Source organism: Streptomyces sp. SJL17-4, from assembly GCF_036826855.1.
Classification (GTDB): domain Bacteria; phylum Actinomycetota; class Actinomycetes; order Streptomycetales; family Streptomycetaceae; genus Streptomyces.
The window spans coordinates 4,286,486-4,306,617 of sequence record NZ_CP104578.1 but is presented as its reverse complement, the minus strand read 5'-3'; the positions used below and the strand labels follow the sequence as shown (position 1 = coordinate 4,306,617).

The window sequence follows — 20,132 nt, the reverse complement described above, 5'->3', positions numbered from 1 at the left end:
ACCGGCTGACTTTTCTCGCCAAATAGGACTTACTAGGCTCAAGTCCATGACCGCCGCAGCGTCCGACGCCTCGGACCCCCTGGAAGCCGCCACCCAGGCCACCCGCAGCCTCCAGGGGCTGTCCACGGAGCTCACCGCCCGCGTGCCACAGCTCCTGGAAGCCATGCGCTCGGTGGGTACCGGGCTCGAACTCCACTCCACCCTCGACCGCATCTGCGAGACCGCCGCCGAGCTCGCCGACGCCCGCTACGCCGCCATCGGCGTCGTCGACGAAGAGGGCAAGGGTCTGTCCGACTTCGTCACCTTCGGCGTCGGTGAGGAGGTGGCCCACCGGATCGGGCACCGCCCCGACGGGCACGCCGGGCTGCTCGGCGCGCTCATCCGTGACCCCCAGACGATCCGCCTCGCCGACCTCTCCGCCGATCCGCGCGCGGCCGGCTTCCCTCCCGGACATCCGCCGATGCGGACCTTCCTCGGTGTTCCCATCAGGGTCCAGGGCGAGATCTTCGGCAATCTGTACCTCGCGGAGAAGCACGGCGGCGGCGAGTTCAACGACTACGACGTCCACATGGTCCGGGTGCTCGCCACCGAGGCGGGCATCGCCATCGGCAACGCCCGCCTGTACGAGGCCGCCCGCCAGCGCGAACGGTGGATCGACGGCTCCGTCGCCGTCACCACCGCGCTGCTCTCCGGCGGAGACGCGGACGACGCCCTCACGGTCGTCGCCGAGCAGGCCCGCCGCCTCGCCGACGCCGACGCGGGGATCGTGATGCTGCCCGCCGAGGACGGCGGCCTGGAGATCGTCGCCGTCTCCTCCCCCCGGTCCACGAAGTCGCTGGGCGTGGTGATCCCGCCGGAGAGCGCCGTGGTGCGGCGGCTCCTGGAGGGCGAGGCGGTCTTCGTGGCGGACGCCTCGACGGACCCGCGCATGGTCAGCCGGCTGACCTCCCCGTACGGCCCCAGCATGATGCTGCCGCTGCAGAGCGGCGGGCGGGTGCTCGGCGCGCTCGCCACGCCCCGGGTGCGGGGCGGGCGGCAGTTCACCGAGACGGAGCGGACGCTCGCCACCCAGTTCGCCTCGCAGGCGGCGCTGGCCCTGATGATGGCCGACGCACAGCGGGACCGGGAGCGCCTCGCCGTGTACGAGGACCGCGACCGGATCGCGCGTGACCTGCACGATCTCGTCATCCAGCGGCTGTTCGCCACCGGCATGATGCTGGAGAGCGCCCAGCGCCGGTCGATCGTGCCGGCCGTGCGCGAGGGCGTCGGCAAGGCCGTGGACGAGCTGGACGTGACCATCCAGGAGATCCGTACGGCGATCTTCGCGCTCCAGCAGGGTCCCGCCGAGGCCCCGTCGGGGCTGCGGACCCGCGTCCTGCGGGAGATCAACATGGCGGCCGTACCGCTCGGCTTCAAACCCGCGCACCGCTTCCTCGGCGCGATCGACGCCACGGTCGGCGAGCTCACCGGCAAGAACCTCATCGCCGCCCTCCGCGAGGCGCTGTCCAACGCCTTCCGGCACGCGGAGGCGAGCCGGATCGAGGTGGTCGTCGACGCGGGCGTCACCCTGCCCGACGGCTCCTCCGGGGTACGGCTCGAAGTCGCCGACGACGGCATCGGCATCCCGGCGGGCGGGCGGCGCAGCGGCCTGCGCAACCTGGCGCGCCGGGCCGAGTCGCTGGGCGGCGCGAGCTGGTGCGGGCCGGGCATCGGGGAGGACGGCGGCGGGACGACGGTGGTGTGGGAGGCGCCGCTGTAGGCCTGAGAGCTGTGGGCCGCTCCCCCCCCGGCCGCCCGTGGGCTCGGGCGTCGGGCCGCCGGGTGTGTGTCGGTCCTGCGGGTGTGGTGCGTCTCAGTCCTGCGAGTGGGTCTCAGCCCTGCGGTGCCGGGGTTCCGGCCGCGCGCAGTGCCTCGGCCACCAGCTGTTCGACGACGACGGCCACCCCGTCCTCGTTGTTGCCGACCGTACGGCCGGAGGCGGCGGCGATCACGTCGGGGTGGGCCGTGCCCATGGCGTAGGAACGGCCCGCCCAGCTCAGCATCTCGATGTCGTTGGGCATGTCGCCGAAGGCCGCGACCTCGGCGGCCGTGATCCCGCGCTCGGCGCAGCACCGGGCCAGGGTGGACGCCTTGGAGACGCCGAGGCCGCTGATCTCGATGAGGGCGGAGGGGCCCGAGCGGGTGAACGAGGCCCGGTCTCCGGCGGCCCCTCTGGCCAGTGCCAGGAACGCGTCGGGGTCGAGGTCCGGGTGTTTGGCGAGCAGTTTCAGGACCGGGGCCGCGGCGCCGGGCGCCTCCTCGAAGAGGAGCTTCTCGGCGGTGGCGACGGTCGCGCCGGGGTCGAGATGGAACGGCGGGTAGTGCGGCTCGTAGTGGATGCCGGTGGTGAGCTCGACCGCGAAGGAGGTCCCGGGCGCGGCGGCGCGGAGGGCCACGACGACGTCCATGGCGGCCGGCCGCTCCAGCGGGCGCACCTCGACGAAGGTGCCTCCGGCGTGGAGGTCGACGACCGCGGCGCCGTTGGCGCAGATCGCGAGGCCGTGGCCGTGGACGTGGTCGCTGACGACATCCATCCAGCGGGCGGGGCGGCCGGTGACGAAGAAGACCTCGATCCCGGCCTGCTCGGCGGCGGCGAGGGCGGCGACCGTGCGCTCGGACAGGGACTTGTCGTCGCGCAGGAGCGTGCCGTCGAGGTCGGTGGCGATCAGTCGGACCGTCGGGGCGGGGGTGCGCGGGGAACGGGGAGAGGTCACCGCACCATTCTTCCGCACCGAGCGCACGGGCGTGCGGGGAGCCGCACATATGAGTGGCCGGTTTTCGGGCGGGCTTTTCCCCGGCGGCCGGGTGCTTACGCCCCGACGTGGCCGTAAACGTCCGTTCGTTTTCGGGCTGACGGGGAAGATCCCTGAGAGCTGATGACGTCTCAAGGGGGGCGGGGCATGGGCTCGGGCCGGAGAAACGACGAGTGCGACTCCTGCGGTGCGCCGTACGGGACGTGGGTCCCGAGTCTCGGCATGTTCCTCTGCCCGGAGTGCGAGGGAGCGGGCGCGGCGCAGCCCGCCCGGGACCCGGTGCTGGTGGGAGACGTTCTGGCGGGTCTGGTCGACGCCGCGTCGTTCGTGGTGCGCGGCGGTGGCGTCGTACGGGACGCCCGCTTCGGGGAGGCGGTACGGGACGTCCGGCGCGCGGCCGTCGGCGTACCGGAGCCCCGGTCCGGGGGGTCCACACCCTCCGCGCCGAGAGCGGTGGGTCCGGCCACCTCGGCCTGCCGGAGGTGCGGGGGCCAGGGTGCCTGGCACCGGACGCTCCGGGGCCGCTGGATCATGATCGAACCCGGGGAGCTGACGACCGCCGCCGTCCCGGCCGGCAGCCGGTGGCGCGTCGCGGGGGACGGAACCGCGGTCAATCTGGGCTCCGCCGTCCCGTCCGACACATGCCGGGTCAGTCACTTCGACGTCTGCGCGGCGGGTCCGGAACCGGTCGGGTCCCTCGTCCTGCTGGCCCTGTGGCGGGCCCACGCCCGGCGGATCGCCTGATCCACCGGGCGAACGCCCACTCGGCGACCGGAACGCCTCGATGACCGGAACGCCGCGACGACCGAAACGCCGCGACGACCGAATGCCCCGACGACCGAATCTCGACGGCGCGCCGTCAGCGCAGCTGAGCGAGCGCCTCCGCGGCGATCCGCTCGAAGACCTGCTGGTCGGCGGCGAAGTCCGAGTCCGGGATCGGCCAGTGGATCACGATCTCGGTGAAGCCCAGCTCGCGGTGGCGCCCCGCGAAGTCGACGAACGCGTCCACGGACTCCAGCGGCCGGCCCCGGTCCGGGGTGAAGCCCGTCAGGAGGACCTTGTCGAGCTCGGCCACCTCACGTCCGGTATCGGCGCACGCCTTGCCGAGCTTCTCGATCTGGCCGCGCAGCGCCGCCACCGACTGCTCCGGGGTGCCTGCCTCGAAGATCTTCGGGTCACCCGTCGTCACCCACGCCTGCCCGTACCGCGCCGCCAGCTTCAGCCCGCGCGGACCGGTCGCCGCGACCGCGAACGGCAGCCGGGGGCGCTGGACGCAGCCGGGAATGTTCCGGGCCTCGTCCGCCGAGTAGAAGGTTCCCCGCTCCGTCACCGCGTCCTCGGTGAGGAGCCGGTCGAGCAGCGGCACGAACTCGGCGAAACGGTCCGCGCGCTCCTTCGGCGTCCACGGCTCCTGCCCCAGCGCGGTGGCGTCGAAGCCATTGCCGCCCGCGCCGATGCCGAGCGTGATCCGGCCGCCGGAGATGTCGTCGAGAGCCATCAGCTCCTTGGCGAGCGTCACCGGGTGGCGGAAGTTCGGCGAGGTCACGAGCGTGCCGAGCCGGATCCGCTCGGTCGCCGTCGCCGCCGCCGTGAGGGTGGGCAGAGCTCCGAACCACGGGCCGTCCCGGAAGGTCCGCCAGGACAGGTGGTCATAGGTGTAAGCGGCGTGGAAGCCGAGTTCTTCGGCCCGCTGCCAGGTCTTCTGTCCCTCCCTCCACCGGTGGATGGGGAGGATCACCGTACTCAAGCGCATGGCTGCCACGATACGCGCGGGAAGGTCAGCGGACGGTGCGGTTCATCCAGGGGGTGAGCGAGGCGCCGGGCACGAGCTCCTTGTACGTCTCGTCGCCGGGCAGCGGGACGACCAGCCACCAGCCGGGCGGGAAGAAACGTCCCTTCACGTGGGCGGTGCCGCCGTGGACCGCGCGGACGAAGGCGGGGACGGAGTCGCGGGGGACGTCCGCGAACTCGATGCCGTCGACGATGATCCGGGCGTCGTCCTCGGGGAAGATCTGCACGGTGACGGAGGGCGAGCCGCCCAGTTCGACATAGGCCTCGTGCGGCAGCGAGCCGTCGTCGTCGAGGACCGTGAACGCGCCGGAGGACGTACGCCGGGACGTCTGGTCCGCCCCGATGTCGTCGGTCACCGTCATCTCCAGGTCGAACTCCCGGGCGAGCTCGCGGATCGCGACGACGGCCGCTTCGGCGCTGGGCAGGTGCGGGTGAACCATGGGAACGATCATGCCTCAGCCGGGAAGGCGGAGGAACTCCGGCGGGACGGAGTCCGCGAGCCAGACCCCGTTGGCGCTGACGCGGAAGACATGTCCGGCCCGGTGCATGGCACCGGCGTCGACGGCGATCACGACCGGCCGTCCGCGGCGGGCGCCGACCCGCGTCGCCGTCTCCCGGTCGGGGGAGAGGTGGACGTGGTGGCGGGCCATCGGGCGCAGCCCCTCCGCCCGGATCGCGGGGAGCGCCGCGGCGACCGTACCGTGGTAGAGGTACGCGGGCGGTTCCGCGGGCGGCAGGTCGAGGTCCACCTCGACGGTGTGGCCCTGGCTGGCGCGGATGCGGCTGCCCTCGACGGCGAAGCGCTTCTTGTCGTTGGTCGCGACGACGTGGTCGAGTTCCGCGCGGGTGATCGGGAAGTTGTTCCGGGCGAGGGCCGCGAGCAGCGCGTCGATCTCCGTCCACCCCTGCGGGTCGAGGACGAGGCCGATGCGCTCGGGCTGGTGGCGCAGATGCTTGGAGAGGTACTTCGAGATCTTCACCGTACGACGTTCGTCCGGTGGTTGTTGTCGGGTCATTCGGTCAGCATGGCGGAGGCCGGATCGCCGGACCATTGTTTTTCATACACAGGTTTGATCCACAGCCAAAGTGAGTTATCCACAGGCTAGTTGGCGATTCTGTGGACAACGGGCCTTGTTTTTCAGGTGGATTGAGTAAGTTCGCCATCTTTTGGGCTGGTTGAGGTAAGCGCGTCCAATGTCCTTTTGTGGATCTCCCGTTCTGTCGCGGCCGCGACGAAGGCCGCGACCTTCTCCGGACCCACCAGGTCCTGAACGGCCCGCACCGTCCCGGCCGGTAGCGCCACCGTCCGCGGCTCGTCGTCCTTCACCGGCGGTGCGTGGGGCGAGAGATGGATCTGGAGGTGCTGGGTGGCCAACAACTGCATCGCGCGCGCCAGTTCGGCGTCCACCGTCTGCTGGGCGAGCGGCCGGAGGCGCCGGACCATCGTCGCCGCCTCGTTCGCGTCCGCGTCCGTCGGCGGCCGGTGCTCCAGATAGCGCGCGAAGACGTGCTCGGTCGTGAACTCCAGGAAACGGGAGGCTATGTGCTCCACCTGATCCCGAAGTTCCCTCAGGTGCCCGGTGATTGCCGAGAGCGGTACCCCCGCCGCGTACAACTCGGCGGCCACGGCGAGCTCCTGGGGGCTCGGTACGAGGTACTCCTCCGTCTCACGGTCCGGAAGCGGCTCCAGTACGCCGAGCTCGACGGCCTCCAGAATGGCCGCCTCGTCCGGCGTGCCGCCGAAGCGGGCCTCGAGCTCCGCGCGGGAGATCCGGTCCGCCTCCTCGTCCGTCCACGGGCCGTGCACCTCCGCGACCAGACCGAGCACCCCGCCGAGTCCCCGGCCGGTGTCCCAGGCCTCCAGGAGCTCCTTGATCGAGGCCAGGGTGTAGCCCCGGTCGAGGAGGTCGGCGATCTGCCGGAGCCGCGCGAGGTGCGCGTCCCCGTACACGTTCGACCTGCCCCGCCGCTCCGGGCGGGGCAGCAGCCCGCGGTCCTGGTAGGCGCGGATCGTCCGGACCGTGGCCCCGCTGTGATGGGCGAGATCCTCGATCCGGTACTCCGGCCGTGCTGATTGCTCGGACAAACCCGCTCCCACCGACCGCTCGCTCCACCCCGCCGCCGCGGGGCCCTCCTGCAGGGGATCGATCGTACGACCGTCCGCGCCGGCCGGCCCTACGCCGGCGGCTGCCACCGCGCGAAGGCCCGCAGTGTCCCCGGGCTGAGCCGCGACAGGAAGTGCGCGCCCCGTGCCTCGGGTGTCACCGGGACGACCGCGCGGTTGTGCAGGACCGCCCCCAGGATCGCGTCCGCGACCTTCTCCGGCGGGAAGTTCCGCAGGCCGTACAACCGGGACGCCTTCCGCTGGCGCCGCTTCTCCTCCGCCTCGTCGGTGACCCCCGCGAACCGTGCGGTCGCCGTGATGTTGGTGTTGACGATGCCGGGGCATATCGCGGACACCCCGATGCCCTGGTCGGCCAGTTCGGCGCGCAGGCACTCGCTGAGCATCAGCACCGCTGCCTTCGACGTGCTGTACGCGGGCAGGGCACGGGAGGGCTGGAAGGCCGCGGCGGACGCGGTGTTGACGATGTGGCCGCCCTGGCCGCGCGCCGTCATCTGCGCGCCGAAGACCCGGGACCCGTGGATCACGCCCCACAGATTGACGTCGAGGACCCGCTTCCACTCCTCGCTGGTCGTGTCGAAGAAGGAGCCGGTGAGCCCGATGCCCGCGTTGTTGACGAGGACGTCGACGATTCCGTACTCGCTCGCCACCTTGGCGGCGAGCTTCTCCATCGCCTGCTCGTCGGCGACGTCGACGGTCTCGCCCCAGGCCTCCGGGGCGCCGATCAGCCGGGCCATCTCGGCCGTGCGGACCGCGCCCTCGGCGTCCCGGTCGACGGCGACGACCCGGGCGCCGGCCTCCGCGAACGCGAAGGCGGTGGCCCGTCCGATGCCGCTGGCCGCCCCGGTCACCAGGACCAGCTGGCCGCCGAACCGCTCCGCGTACGCCGGCTTCACCCCGCTCTTCGCCACCGTCGCGGCGACGGGCGCGGGTGCCTTCGTCGCCGGTTCCTCGTTGGCCCGGACGAACTCGCCGATCCAGGCGGACAGTTGGTCGGGCCGGGTGCGCGGCACCCAGTGCTTCGCCGGCAGCGTGCGCCGGGTCAGGTCCGGCACCCAGTCGCCCAGGTCGTCGTAGAGCCGCTCGGAGAGGAAGGCGTCGCCGGTCGGCGTGATCAGCTGCACGGGCGCGTGTGCGTACGCGTCGGGGCGTGGCCTGCTGAGGCGGGCCCGGACGTTGTCCCGGTAGAGCCAGGCGCCGTGCGCCGCGTCGCTCGGCAGGGAGGGCGTCGGGTAGTCGCCGGCCGGGACCTTCTCGACGCGCTCCAGGATCTTCGGCCAGCGCTTGCCGAGCGGGCCGCGCCAGGCGAGCTCCGGCAGCACGGGCGTGTGCAGCATGTACACGTACCAGGACTTGGCGCCCTGGCCGAGGAGCTGGCCGACCCGGCGCGGGGTGGGCCGCGTCATCCGCCGCTTGATCCAGTGCCCGAAATGGTCGAGGGAGGGCCCCGACATCGAGGTGAAGGAGGCGATCCGGCCCTCGGTGCGCGGGACGGTCACGAACTCCCAGGACTGCACCGAACCCCAGTCGTGGCCGACGAGGTGCACCGGCCGGTCCGGGCTGACGGCATCGGCGACCGCGAGGAAGTCGTCCGTCAGCTTCTCCAGGGTGAAGCCGCCGCGCAGTGGTGCCGGCGCGGTCGAGCGCCCGTGGCCGCGGATGTCGTAGAGGACGACGTGGAAGTCCTCGGCGAGCCGGGCGGCGACCTCCGTCCACACCTCCTTGGAGTCCGGGTAGCCGTGCACGAGCAGCACGGTGGGCCGGCCCTCTTCGCCGAGTTCGGCGACACACAGCTCGATCCCGCCCGTACGGACCCAGCGCTCCCGCGCTCCGTTGAGCCCCGCCATCAGACCGCCCCCTCGTTCCAGCGCCGCACATGCGGCAGATCGTCGTCCAGCCAGAACGCGCTCTGCTCGGGGTCCCGGGAGTCGGTGACGACCAGGATCTCCTCGAACTTCGCGCCCGTCCCCCGGAATCCGAGGTGCGGCTCGACCGCCCACAGGCCGGGCTGCGGCGGGTGGTCGGAGAACGTGTACGGCGACCAGAGCGGAGACCAGCCGTCCCGGTGGCCGTGCAGGGCGTCGCTCGCGAGGCCCTTGAGCGCCTGGGTGCCGAAGCCGAAGACGCTCGGCGACCAGCGGCGCTCCTTCACCCGGTCGATCTTGTGGGCTATCACGCCGAAGGGATAGGCCCGGTGCCGGTTCGCGTACCCCTGGCGGACCATGAGCCGGTCGACGTCCTGGTAGATCTCGCGGAGCGAGCGGCGCTCGCGCACCTCGCGCAGGATCAGCTCGCGGTGGTCCTGGAGATCGGCGAGCAGCTTGTCGTGCAGGGGGTTGAGCCCCAGGCAGCCGCTGTAGCCGATGTCGGCCGTGTACCCCTTGAACACCGGGGCCATGTCGAGGATGAACGGCATCCCCGCCTCCAGGCGCCGGTTCGTCGGGAAGAACTGCAGCGGGATCTTGAAGTCGACGAAGGCGGTGCGGTCCCCGAACCAGGCGAACGGCCGGTGGAACCAGTCCCGCACCCCCCGCTCGTACAGCCACTCGCGCTGCATCCGTGCGGCCTCGCGCTCGGTCACCCCCGGCTTGAGCTGAGCCGCGACGGCCTCCGCGCACGCGTAGGAGAGCCGCTGTACTTCCCTGAACCCCCGCAGCTCCGCGGAGAGTTCGCCTGTCACTGCTGAGGCCATGCCACCCGCCGTCCCGTGTGAGCGCCCGACTGCGCTACGCGTCCGTAACTTGACACCGATGAATGTGACAATGCCCGGCGGCTGCGTCAAGAGGTCCGACGGCGCCCTGTGGAAAACCGACGGCCCGACCAGCCCGCCGGGCCTCTGGAAAAGACTTTGGTCGCGAGCTCCCCTACTGGCTTGTACTCCTCTGGTCGGACAAGGATCGAGCCGTTGGGCTGACGACCGCTGTGGCGCAGGCCACTACCGTCGAAGGCGTGACTGTGATCGCGACCGAAAGCCTCAGCAAGCGGTTCCCCCGGGTGACCGCTCTTGACCGGCTCTCCCTGGACATCGGACCCGGTGTGACCGGACTCGTGGGTGCCAACGGAGCCGGCAAGTCCACCATGATCAAAATCTTGCTCGGACTCTCCCCCGCCACGGAGGGCACCGCCCAGGTCCTCGGCATGGACGTGCGGACGCACGGCGCCGAGATCCGTGAGCGTGTGGGCTACATGCCCGAGCACGACTGCCTCCCGCCGGACGTCTCGGCCACCGAGTTCGTCGTCCACATGGCGCGGATGTCCGGGCTGCCCGCGACCGCCGCCCGCGAGCGGACCGCCGACACCCTGCGGCACGTCGGTCTGTACGAGGAGCGGTACCGCCCGATGGGCGGCTACTCGACCGGCATGAAGCAGCGCGTGAAGCTCGCCCAGGCCCTGGTCCACGACCCGAAGCTGGTCCTCCTGGACGAGCCGACCAACGGTCTGGACCCGGTCGGCCGGGACGAGATGCTGGGACTGATCCGCCGGGTCTGGACCGACTTCGGCATCTCCGTCCTCGTCACCTCGCACCTCCTCGGCGAGCTGGAGCGCACCTGCGACCACGTCGTCGTCATCGACGGCGGCCGGCTCCTCCGCTCCAGCTCCACCAGCGACTTCACCCGGACGACCACGACGCTCGCCGTCGAGGTCACCGACTCCGACAGCCACGCGGACGGTACGGCGGCCCTCCGCGCCGCCCTCGCCGCCGCGGGCGTCACGCTCCACGCGGGCGTGGAGGAGGGCCTGCCCGGCGCCGGCCACATCCTTCTCCTGGAGGCCCCGGGCGAGGAGACGTACGACCTCGTGCGGGACACCGTCGCCGACCTCGGCCTCGGTCTCGTCCGCATGGAGCAGCGCCGCCACCACATCGCCGAGGTCTTCCGCCCCGAGGCGTCCCAGCAGCACCAGGACCCGCAGCACGAGGACCCGCAGCACGAGGAGGTGCCGGCCCGATGAGCACCCAGATCCCGCAGCCCTCCCAGGCCGCTCCCGACACGACCCGCATCCACAACATCGGCTACCGCTCCTACGACGGCCCGCGTCTCGGCCGGGCGTACGCGCGCAGGTCGCTGTTCTCGCAGTCCCTGCGCGGCGCGTACGGCCTGGGCCGCAGCGCCAAGTCCAAGGTGCTGCCGATGCTGCTCTCCGGCGTGATGTGCGTACCCGCGCTGATCATCGTCGCGGTCGCGGTCGTCACGAAGCAGTCCAAGCTGTCGATCGAGTACACCCAGTACGCGATCTTCCTCCAGGTCGTCATCGGCATCTACCTGGCCTCGCAGGCGCCGCAGTCGGTCTCCCGCGACCTCCGGTTCAGGACCGTGCCGCTGTACTTCTCCCGGCCGATCGAGCGCGCGGACTACGTGCTCGCCAAGTTCGGCGCGATGGCCTCGGCGCTCTTCCTGCTGACCGCGGTCCCCCTCCTGATCCTCTGGATCGGCTCCCTGCTGGCCAAGATGGACTTCGGCACCCAGACGCAGATGTTCGGCCAGGGACTGCTCTCCGTGGCCCTGCTCTCGCTGCTCTTCGGCGGCGTCGGGCTGGTCATGGCCGCGCTCACCCCGCGCCGCGGCTTCGGTGTCGCCGCCGTGATCGGTGTGCTGACGATCTCGTACGGAGCGGTCTCGACGCTCCAGGGCATCGCCTACGGCACGGACAACCTGGGCGCCATCTCCTGGCTCGGCCTCTTCTCGCCGATCACGCTCATCGACGGCGTGCAGACCGCCTTCCTCGGCGCGCCCTCCTCCTTCCCCGGGGGCGAGGGGCCGGGCGCCGGTATCGGCGCGGTCTATCTGCTGGTCGTCCTCGCGCTCGTCGCCGGCTCGTACGGCATCCTGATGCGCCGCTACCGAAAGGTCGGGCTGTGACAACGCTCCACATCGACCACGTCTCCCGCTGGTTCGGAAACGTCGTGGCCGTGAACGACGTCACCATGACGGTGGGCCCGGGTGTCACCGGCCTCCTCGGGCCGAACGGCGCGGGAAAGTCCACCCTGATCAACATGATGGGCGGCTTCCTCGACCCCTCCACCGGCAGCGTCACCCTCGACGGGCAGACGATCTGGGGGAACGAGTCGGTCTACCGCGAGATCGGCGTCGTGCCCGAGCGGGAGGCGATGTACGACTTCCTCACCGGCCGCGAATTCGTCGTGGCCAACGCCGAACTGCAGGGCCTCGGTGCCAAGGAGGCCCAGCAGGCCCTGGCCACGGTCGAGATGGAGTACGCGCAGGACCGCAAGATCTCCACGTACAGCAAGGGCATGCGGCAGCGCGTGAAGATGGCCTCGGCCCTCGTGCACGACCCGTCGGTGCTGCTGCTCGACGAGCCGTTCAACGGCATGGACCCGCGCCAGCGCATGCAGCTGATGGACCTGCTGCGGCAGATGGGCGCGGACGGGCGCACGGTGCTGTTCTCCTCGCACATCCTGGAGGAGGTCGAGCAGCTGGCCTCCCACATCGAGGTGATCGTGGCCGGGCGCCACGCGGCCTCCGGCGACTTCCGCAAGATCCGCCGGCTGATGACGGACCGGCCGCACCGCTACCTGGTCCGCTCCAGCGACGACCGGGCACTCGCCGCGGCGCTGATCGCCGACCCGTCCACGGCCGGCATCGAGGTCGACCACGTGGATGGCGGACTGCGCATCCAGGCGGTGGACTTCGGGCGGTTCACCGAGCTGCTGCCGAAGGTCGCGCGCGAGCGGGGGATCCGTCTGCTGACGGTCTCGCCCTCGGACGAGTCCCTCGAATCGGTCTTCTCATACCTCGTCGCGGCCTGAAAGGAGCCTGACCGATGTACAACCCCACAGTCGCCCGGCTCACCTACCGGGCCCTCCTCGGCCGCCGCCGGGCCCTGATCCTCTTCCTGCTGCCCGGCATGCTGCTGGTCATCTCGGCGGCGGTGCGCGCCTTCAACGGGGCGGACGACCAGGTCGCGGCCGATGTCCTCGGCGGCTTCGCGCTGGCCACGATGGTCCCGCTGATCGGTGTGATCGCCGGTACGGGCGCGATCGGACCCGAGATCGACGACGGCTCGATCGTCTATCTGCTGTCCAAGCCGGTGAAGCGGCCCTCGATCATCTTCACGAAGCTGATCGTCGCGATCGCGGTGACGATGGTCTTCTCCGCGGTACCGACGTTCATCGCCGGCTTCATCCTCAACGGCAACGGCCAGCAGGTGGCCGTGGCGTACACGGTGGCGGCGCTCGTGGCCTCCATCGCCTACAGCGCGCTGTTCCTGCTGCTGGGCACGATCAGCCGCCACGCGGTGGTCATCGGCCTGGTCTACGCCCTGGTGTGGGAGGCCCTGTTCGGCTCCCTGATCGAGGGCGCGCGCACCCTGAGCGTCCAGCAGTGGGCGCTCGCCCTCGCGGAGAGGGTCACCGGTGACGGCCTGATCACCTCCGAGGTCGGCCTCACCACGGCGGTCGTGCTCCTCTCCGCGGTCACGATCGTGGCGACCTGGTTCGCCGGCTTCAAGCTCCGCACGCTGAAGCTGGCGGGCGAGGAGTAGAAGCGGACACGGAAGCGGTACGGCTCCGAGGCAGGGCGTCCCACCCCCGGGAGCCCCACCCCGGAGCCGCACCGCAACCCCCCGACCTCACACCGTCCGGTCCCGGGCGGCGAGGAGCCCCACGGTGAGCGCGGCCGCGCAGACGCCGAGGACCCCGCAGATCGGCAGCGTCCAGGAGCCGGTGGCCTGGTGCAGGGCGCCGGCCGCGAGCGGGCCCGCGGCGGCGAGCAGATAGCCGACCGTCTGGGCCATCCCGGACAGCCGGGCCGCGGTCACCGCGTCCCCGGAGCGCAGCACGATCAGGGTCAGGGCGAGACCGACGGCCCCGCCCTGACCGATCCCGAGCACCGCCGACCACAGCCAGGCACCTTCCACCGGCGCCACCATCAGACCGGCGTAACCGGCCGCGACCAGCGTGGTGACCAGCACGATCAGCGGACGCTGGCTCCGCATCCGGCCGGCCAGCAGCGGCACCACGAAGGCACCCGCGACCTGGATCAGGTTGTTGAAGGCGAAGACGACACCGGCCGTCGAGCGGCTCATCCCGTGATCGGTGAAGATCGTCGGCATCCAGGCGATCAGCACGTACGACCAGAGCGACTGCAGGCCCATGAAGAGCGTGACCTGCCAGGCGAGCGCCGAGCGCCAGACGCTCACCGGGCGGGCCCCGGCGGCCGGGACGGCCCGTACCTCGTGGCCGGTGCGGCCCCGGGCGATCAGTACCTGCGGCAGCCAGGCGACCGCGGCGACCACGGCGAGCAGGGACCAGAAGCCGAGCGAGCCCTCCCAGCCCCCGCCGAGCGCCTTCTCCAGCGGCACGGCGGCCGCCGCCGCGACCGTCGCACCGGCGATCATCGCGCCCGTGTAGACCGAGGTCATCGCCGCGGCACGGTCCGGGAAGTCACGCTTGATCAGGCCCGGCATCAGCACGTTGAGCAGGGCGATCGCGGTGCCGACGAGGATCCCGCCGCCGTACAGCGCGTACACGGAGGGCAGCACGCGCGCGAGGATCCCGACGGCGAGCAGCAGCAGCGCGGCCAACAGCACGCGTTCGGCGCCGAACCGGCGCCCCAGCCAGGGTGCGACGAGCGCGCCCACGCCGAGGAACAGCACCGGCACCGAAGTCACGAGCGAGCTCGCCGTGGAGGAGAGCCCGAGGGCCCCGGATATCTCGCCGACCAGCGGCGCCACGCTCGCCAGCGCGGCCCGCATGTTCAGCGAGGCCAGCACGATCCCGACCAGGAGCAGCGCCGGGTGCGCGAGCAGCGCCCGCCGCGCCGCCGCCCCGGCGGCCGACGCCGGGACCCCGGCCTCCGCGTCGACGAGTACGGGCGGCGGTACGGAGGAGGGCGCGGCGGAACCCGCCGTACGGGTCTCCGCGCTCATCAGGAGTTCTCCGTCAGCGCCGCGACCGTCTCCATCGGGAGCCGCAGCAGTTCGCGGGCCTGGCGCTCCGCCGCCTCCGGGTCGCCCGCCTCGATCGCCGTGACCAGGGCCTCGTGGGCGTCGATGTCGACCGGCGGCATCTCCCGGTCGCCGAGGGCCTCCACGAGCACCTCGTGGACCTGGGCGGAGAAGAACCGGTACACCTCGACGAAGGCCGCGTTGTGGGTGGCGCCGACGACCGCGAGGTGGAAGGCGAGGTCGGCGTCCGCGTTCCGGTCGCCCTCCTCGCGGAGCGTGGTGAGGGCCGCCCGGAGCCGCAGCAGGTCGTGGGTGTCCCGCCGGGCCGCCGCGAGCCGCGCGGCCTCGGCCTCCAGGGCGACCCGGAGTTCGAGGACGTCGGCCGCGCCCGCGTGCCGTACTCCGCGCAGCACGGCCGCCGGATCGGCGGTCGACCTGACGAAGGTGCCGTTGCCCTGACGGGATTCGAGCAGGCCCGCGTGGACCAGGACCCGGACCGCCTCGCGGACGGTGTTGCGGCCCACACCGAGCTGCTGGGCGAGCTCGTGCTCGGTCGGGATGCGGTCGCCGACCGCCCACTCGCCGTCCGCGAGCTGCGTCCGCAGCTGGTCCACCACGGAGTCCACCAACGAGGTCCGCCCCGTCGCCCTGAGTGCCATGCCGTTCCGACCTCTCCATTTGCCCGGTTGCCCGGTCATCCTACAACTGACCGTGGGCGGGACACCGGACTACTGTGGGCCCGTACGTGGACCGAACACCCTCACCACCCTCGGGAGTCAGTCATGTCAGACCGCTTCGACGTCGTCGTACTCGGAGCTGGCCCCGGCGGCTACGTCGCCGCCATCCGCGCCGCCCAGCTGGGCAAGCGGGTCGCGGTCGTCGAGGAGAAGTACTGGGGCGGTGTCTGCCTGAACGTCGGCTGCATCCCCACCAAGGCGCTGCTGCGCAACGCGGAACTGGCCCACATCTTCAACCACGAGGCCAAGACCTTCGGCATCAAGGTCGACGGCACCGTCTCCTTCGACTACACCGAGGCGTTCCGCCGCAGCCGCTCGGTCGCGGACGGCCGCGTCAAGGGCGTTCACTTCCTCATGAAGAAGAACGGGATCACCGAGTTCAACGGCCGGGGAACCTTCCTCGACGCGAACACCCTCCAGGTCGCCAAGTCCGACGGCACCTCGGAGACGATCCAGTTCGACAACTGCATCATCGCCACCGGCGCCACCCCGCGACTGCTCCCGGGCACCGCCCGCAGCGAGCGCGTCGTGTCGTACGAGGAGCAGATCCTCGCCGAGGACGCCCCGCAGTCGATCATCATCGCCGGCGCCGGAGCGATCGGCATCGAGTTCGCGTACGTCCTCAACAACTACGGCACCAAGGTCACGATCGTCGAGTTCCTCGACCGGATCGCGCCGCTGGAGGACGAAGAGGTCTCCAAGGAGCTGGCGAAGCAGTACCGCAAGCTCGGCATCGACGTCCTGACCTCGACCCGCGTCGAGGCCATCGACGAGACCGGCCCGCAGGTCCGCGTCACCGTCACCGGCAAGGACGGCGCCCAGAAGGTCCTGGAGGCCGACAAGGTCCTCCAGGCCATCGGCTTCGCCCCGAACGTCTCCGGCTACGGCCTGGAGGCCACCGGCGTCGCCCTCACCGAGCGCGGTGCGATCGACGTCGACGGCCGCTGCCGCACCTCCGTGCCGCACATCTACGCCATCGGTGACGTCACCGCGAAGCTGATGCTCGCGCACACCGCCGAGGCCATGGGTGTCATCGCCGCCGAGACCATCGGGGACGCGGAGACCATGGAGCTCGACTACCCGATGATCCCCCGCGCGACCTACTGCCAGCCGCAGATCGCCAGCTTCGGCTGGACCGAGGCGCAGGCCCGCGAGAAGGGCTACGACGTCAAGGTCGCCAAGTTCCCCTTCGTGGCCAACGGCAAGGCGCACGGCCTCGGCGACGCCACCGGCTTCGTGAAGATCATCGCGGACGGGACGCACGGCGAGATCATCGGCGCCCACCTCATCGGCCCCGACGTCACCGAGCTGCTCCCCGAGCTGACCCTGGCGCAGCAGTGGGACCTCACCGTCCACGAGGTCGCGCGGAACGTCCACGCGCACCCGACGCTGGGCGAGGCCGTGAAGGAAGCGATCCACGGCATTGCCGGACACATGATCAATTTCTGAGGTTTCCACCGGTTCGGGGTGATAGGCACGGACACGTGCCTCCCGAGACCTCCCCGGGTGGCGAACCGTCCCGACCGCTCAGGTCGTGGGTGCGTTCGTCACCCGGTACGCATCTCTGGCTCGCGGTCATCGCGATCACCAGCCTCGTCATCGCGCTGTCCCCCCACGGCATCGACACGTATCTGCTGCACCGCAACAGCAGCAATCTCCACCAGCTGTCCCACCACCCGCTGCGGGCGCTGCTCGGCAGCGCGTTCTGGATCGAGGACCCGGCCGATCTGCTGCTGTACGCGGCGCTGTTCGAGCTGATCCACGCGCCCGTGGAGCGGTGGCTCGGTACGGCGAAATGGGTCTTCACCGTCGCCACGGCCCATATCGCGGCCACTCTGATCAGCCAGCAGGTCGTCCTCGTGGCCATCCGCCTCCACGACGTGCCGCGCAGCATGGCGCATGTCGTGGACATCGGGGTCAGCTACGGTCTCGCCGCCTCGGCGGGCATCCTCACGTACCGGCTCGCCCGCCCCTGGCGTTGGCTCTACCTCGCGGGAGTGGTGGCCTTCTTCGTCGTACCGCTGCTCGCCGACCGCACGTACACCGATCTCGGGCACGCGATCTCCCTGGCCGTCGGCCTCGCCTGCCACCCGCTCACCCGCGGAAAACCAGTCGCCCCCGAACAGGGGCCCGGCGCACACTAGTTGTACGGGGGGAACGGGGGATCCCCCGAAAAGAAGGGGCGGCCGCTTCGAGCGCGTGGACCCGGTCCGCGCGGGCCGCCCCTTTTCTTTGTCCCGGGGCCTGTCGCGAGTCCTTTGCCCCGGAGGCCGGTCCCGGTCAGACCGACAGCAGGCGTTCCAGGACGACGGCGATGCCGTCCTCCTCGTTGGACGTCGTGATCTCGTCCGCCACCGCGCGCAGTTCGTCGTGCGCGTTGCCCATGGCCACGCCGTGGGCCGCCCAGCCGAACATCGGGATGTCGTTGGGCATGTCGCCGAAGGCGATCGTCTCCGCCGCCTTCACGCCCAGCCGGCGCGCCGCGAGCGAGAGACCGGTCGCCTTGCTCAGCCCGAGCGGAAGGATCTCCACCACCCCGGGCCCCGCCATGACGATGTCGACGAGACCGCCGACCGTCGCACGGGCGGCCCTGGTCAGCTCGTCGTCGGACAGCGTCGGGTGCTGGAGGTAGAGCTTGGTCAGCGGGGCCGCCCACAGCTCCGCCGGGTCCTCGTACGGCACGTACGGCAGCGGCCCCGGGTGCGCCCGGTAGCCGGGGCCCATCAGGACCTCGCCCTCCAGACCGTCCCGGCTCGCGGCCAGCGCCAGCGGACCGACCTCCGCCTCTATCTTCGAGAGGGCGAGCCCCGCGAGCTGCCGGTCCAGCGTCAGCGAGGTGAGCAGCCGGTGCTCCCCCGCGTGGTAGACCTGCGCGCCCTGCCCGCACACCGCGATGCCCTCGTAGCCGAGGTCGTCCAGGATGTGCCGGGTCCAGGGCACCGCCCGGCCGGTGACGACGATGTGCGCGGCGCCCGCCGCGGTGACGGCGGCGAGCGCGTCCCGCGTACGGGCCGAGACGGACTCGTCGGCGCGCAGCAGCGTGCCGTCGAGATCCGTCGCGACCAGGCGGTAGGGGAAGGGGCTCACTTGGCGATCGGCTCCAGGACCTCACGGCCACCGAGGTAGGGCCGCAGCATCTCCGGGACGCGCACCGAACCGTCGGGCAGCTGGTGGTTCTCCAGGATCGCCACGATCGTGCGCGGTACGGCGCAGAGCGTGCCGTTCAGCGTGGCCAGCGGCTGCACGGTCTTCTTGCCGCCCTGCTCGTCGCGCATGCGGACGGAGAGACGACGGGCCTGGAAGCTGTCGCAGTTCGAGGCCGAGGTCAGCTCGCGGTACTTGCCCTGGGTCGGGATCCACGCCTCGCAGTCGAACTTGCGGGAGGCGGAGGCACCGAGGTCACCCGTGGCGACGTCGATGACCTGGAACGGCAGCTCCAGAGCGGTCAGCCACTGCTTCTCCCACTCCAGGAGCCTCTTGTGCTCGGCCTCGGCGTCCTCCGGCGCGACGTACGAGAACATCTCGACCTTGTCGAACTGGTGCACGCGGAAGATGCCGCGGGTGTCCTTGCCGTACGTGCCGGCCTCGCGGCGGAAGCAGGGCGAGAAGCCCGCGTACCGCAGGGGCAGCTTGTCCGCGTCGATGATCTCGTCCATGTGGTACGCCGCGAGGGGCACCTCGGACGTGCCGACGAGGTAGTAGTCGTCCTTCTCCAGGTGGTACACGTTCTCCGCGGCCTGGCCGAGGAAGCCGGTGCCCTCCATGGCGCGCGGACGGACGAGCGCCGGGGTCAGCATGGGGATGAAGCCGGCCTCGGTGGCCTGCGCGATCGCCGCGTTGACCAGGGCGAGCTCCAGGAGGGCGCCCACGCCGGTCAGGTAGTAGAAGCGCGAGCCGGAGACCTTGGCGCCCCGCTCGACGTCGATGGCGCCGAGCGCCTCGCCGAGCTCCAGGTGGTCCTTGGGCTCGAAGCCCTCGGCCGCGAAGTCGCGGATGGTGCCGTGCGTCTCGAGGACGACGAAGTCCTCCTCGCCGCCGACCGGGACGTCGGTGTGGACGATGTTTCCGAGCTGGAGCAGCAGCTGCTTGGCCGTCTCGTCGGCCTCGTTCTGCTCGGCCTCGGCGGCCTTGACGTCGGTCTTGAGCTGCTCGGCCTTCTGGAGGAGCTCGGCGCGCTCCTCCGGGGTGGCCCTGGGGATCAGCTTGCCGAGCGCCTTCTGCTCGGATCGGAGCTCGTCGAAGCGGACGCCGGACGACCTGCGCCGCTCATCGGCGGAGAGCAGGGCGTCGACGAGCGCGACGTCCTCTCCACGGGCGCGCTGGGAGGCGCGAACACGGTCGGGGTCCTCACGGAGCTGGCGAAGGTCAATCACCCCACCAGGCTACCGGTGCGCGTTCACCCGCCCCCACCGGATAACGTCACGCGTGTTGTCACGCGTGACGTTATGCCCGAATTGACACCCGTGAGAATGCCGGGAGTCGGGCTCTGCATTTAGTTATCCACAGGCTGTGCGGAAGATCTGTGGACTACGGGGAAGATCGCGTGGATTTCCCGCCCCGGCCCTGGGAATTCCGTGATCAAACGTCATTCAGGCACTCATTTGGGTGGGAATTACTCGCTCCAAAGAGTTGGTCGAGCGAACCGTGCTGACGAGGGCCTCTTCCCCGCACTGTGGACAGTTGGGGTGGAGTCGAGGAGTGGCTAGGGCGATTTGTCGACCTTGTCGGGGTGAGCTGTCGACTTGTCCCCAGGCGGAGTGCAGGGCCTGTGGATAACCGCTGTGG

At 71.2% G+C, this 20,132-nt stretch carries 19 protein-coding genes; 8 read left to right on the top strand and 11 right to left on the bottom strand.

Going from position 1 to position 20,132, the window contains the following annotated elements; all coding sequences use genetic code 11:
- Positions 1-46 precede the first annotated feature (46 nt).
- Complete coding sequence (locus tag N5875_RS19270; protein WP_318208295.1) at positions 47-1,759, top strand: GAF domain-containing protein; 1,713 nt, start codon at positions 47-49, stop codon at positions 1,757-1,759.
- 112 nt (positions 1,760-1,871) lie between these two features.
- Here the strand turns inward: N5875_RS19270 and N5875_RS19265 are convergent, their stop codons facing one another.
- Entirely contained in the window at positions 1,872-2,753 is an 882-nt protein-coding gene (locus N5875_RS19265) for an HAD hydrolase family protein (RefSeq protein ID WP_318208296.1), read from the bottom strand.
- 261 nt (positions 2,754-3,014) lie between these two features.
- Here N5875_RS19265 and N5875_RS19260 point away from each other — a divergent pair, with 261 nt between their 5' ends.
- On the top strand, positions 3,015-3,536 hold the full coding sequence (locus tag N5875_RS19260; protein ID WP_338495096.1) for a DUF6083 domain-containing protein: 522 nt from the start codon (positions 3,015-3,017) through the stop codon (positions 3,534-3,536).
- A gap of 115 nt (positions 3,537-3,651) precedes the next feature.
- On the opposite strand, the gene N5875_RS19255 is transcribed toward N5875_RS19260, so the two are convergent.
- The 6 genes from N5875_RS19255 to N5875_RS19230 form a co-directional block, all read right to left on the bottom strand.
- Positions 3,652-4,545: an LLM class flavin-dependent oxidoreductase gene (locus N5875_RS19255; protein WP_338495094.1), complete on the bottom strand. Its 894-nt coding sequence runs from the start codon at positions 4,543-4,545 to the stop codon at positions 3,652-3,654.
- A 25-nt stretch (positions 4,546-4,570) separates the two neighbouring features.
- Positions 4,571-5,023: a hypothetical protein gene (locus N5875_RS19250; RefSeq protein ID WP_338495093.1), complete on the bottom strand. Its 453-nt coding sequence runs from the start codon at positions 5,021-5,023 to the stop codon at positions 4,571-4,573.
- Between the two features lie 15 nt (positions 5,024-5,038).
- On the bottom strand, positions 5,039-5,599 hold the full coding sequence (locus tag N5875_RS19245) for an RNA 2'-phosphotransferase (RefSeq protein ID WP_318208300.1): 561 nt from the start codon (positions 5,597-5,599) through the stop codon (positions 5,039-5,041).
- A 122-nt stretch (positions 5,600-5,721) separates the two neighbouring features.
- Positions 5,722-6,669, bottom strand: coding sequence for a MerR family transcriptional regulator (locus tag N5875_RS19240; RefSeq protein ID WP_318208301.1), 948 nt, complete (start codon positions 6,667-6,669; stop codon positions 5,722-5,724).
- An 89-nt stretch (positions 6,670-6,758) separates the two neighbouring features.
- Entirely contained in the window at positions 6,759-8,552 is a 1,794-nt protein-coding gene (locus N5875_RS19235) for an SDR family oxidoreductase (RefSeq protein WP_318208302.1), read from the bottom strand.
- Positions 8,552-9,397, bottom strand: a complete 846-nt coding sequence (locus tag N5875_RS19230; RefSeq protein ID WP_318208303.1) for a M24 family metallopeptidase — start codon at positions 9,395-9,397, stop codon at positions 8,552-8,554. The genes N5875_RS19235 and N5875_RS19230 overlap by 1 nt, the downstream gene beginning before the upstream one ends.
- Positions 9,398-9,660: 263 nt before the next feature.
- On the opposite strand from N5875_RS19230, the gene N5875_RS19225 reads away from it, so the two are divergent.
- The 4 genes from N5875_RS19225 to N5875_RS19210 are packed head-to-tail and all read left to right on the top strand — an operon-like array spanning position 9,661 to position 13,206.
- Positions 9,661-10,656: an ABC transporter ATP-binding protein gene (locus N5875_RS19225; RefSeq protein ID WP_338499202.1), complete on the top strand. Its 996-nt coding sequence runs from the start codon at positions 9,661-9,663 to the stop codon at positions 10,654-10,656.
- Positions 10,653-11,564, top strand: coding sequence for an ABC transporter permease (locus tag N5875_RS19220; RefSeq protein WP_318208304.1), 912 nt, complete (start codon positions 10,653-10,655; stop codon positions 11,562-11,564). The genes N5875_RS19225 and N5875_RS19220 overlap by 4 nt, the downstream gene beginning before the upstream one ends.
- Positions 11,561-12,472 (top strand): ABC transporter ATP-binding protein, encoded by a 912-nt coding sequence (locus N5875_RS19215; protein ID WP_318208305.1) that lies wholly within the window; start codon positions 11,561-11,563, stop codon positions 12,470-12,472. Before N5875_RS19220 ends, N5875_RS19215 begins: the two co-directional genes overlap by 4 nt.
- A gap of 14 nt (positions 12,473-12,486) precedes the next feature.
- On the top strand, positions 12,487-13,206 hold the full coding sequence (locus tag N5875_RS19210; protein WP_318208306.1) for an ABC transporter permease subunit: 720 nt from the start codon (positions 12,487-12,489) through the stop codon (positions 13,204-13,206).
- A gap of 87 nt (positions 13,207-13,293) precedes the next feature.
- Here the strand turns inward: N5875_RS19210 and N5875_RS19205 are convergent, their stop codons facing one another.
- Positions 13,294-14,592 (bottom strand): MFS transporter, encoded by a 1,299-nt coding sequence (locus N5875_RS19205; RefSeq protein WP_338495090.1) that lies wholly within the window; start codon positions 14,590-14,592, stop codon positions 13,294-13,296.
- Positions 14,592-15,269, bottom strand: coding sequence for a FadR/GntR family transcriptional regulator (locus N5875_RS19200; RefSeq protein ID WP_318208308.1), 678 nt, complete (start codon positions 15,267-15,269; stop codon positions 14,592-14,594). The genes N5875_RS19205 and N5875_RS19200 overlap by 1 nt, the downstream gene beginning before the upstream one ends.
- 123 nt (positions 15,270-15,392) lie before the next feature.
- Between N5875_RS19200 and lpdA the strand changes: the two genes are divergently transcribed.
- Positions 15,393-16,796 (top strand): dihydrolipoyl dehydrogenase, encoded by a 1,404-nt coding sequence (gene lpdA / locus N5875_RS19195; RefSeq protein WP_318208309.1) that lies wholly within the window; start codon positions 15,393-15,395, stop codon positions 16,794-16,796.
- 35 nt (positions 16,797-16,831) lie between these two features.
- Positions 16,832-17,491, top strand: a complete 660-nt coding sequence (locus tag N5875_RS19190; protein ID WP_338495088.1) for a rhomboid-like protein — start codon at positions 16,832-16,834, stop codon at positions 17,489-17,491.
- A 136-nt stretch (positions 17,492-17,627) separates the two neighbouring features.
- On the opposite strand, the gene N5875_RS19185 is transcribed toward N5875_RS19190, so the two are convergent.
- Positions 17,628-18,434: an HAD family hydrolase gene (locus tag N5875_RS19185; protein WP_338495087.1), complete on the bottom strand. Its 807-nt coding sequence runs from the start codon at positions 18,432-18,434 to the stop codon at positions 17,628-17,630.
- The gene (gene serS, locus N5875_RS19180; RefSeq protein WP_318208312.1) at positions 18,431-19,720 is read right to left on the bottom strand and encodes a serine--tRNA ligase; all 1,290 of its coding nucleotides are present in this window, start codon (positions 19,718-19,720) and stop codon (positions 18,431-18,433) included. Before serS ends, N5875_RS19185 begins: the two co-directional genes overlap by 4 nt.
- Between the last annotated feature and the right edge of the window lie 412 nt (positions 19,721-20,132).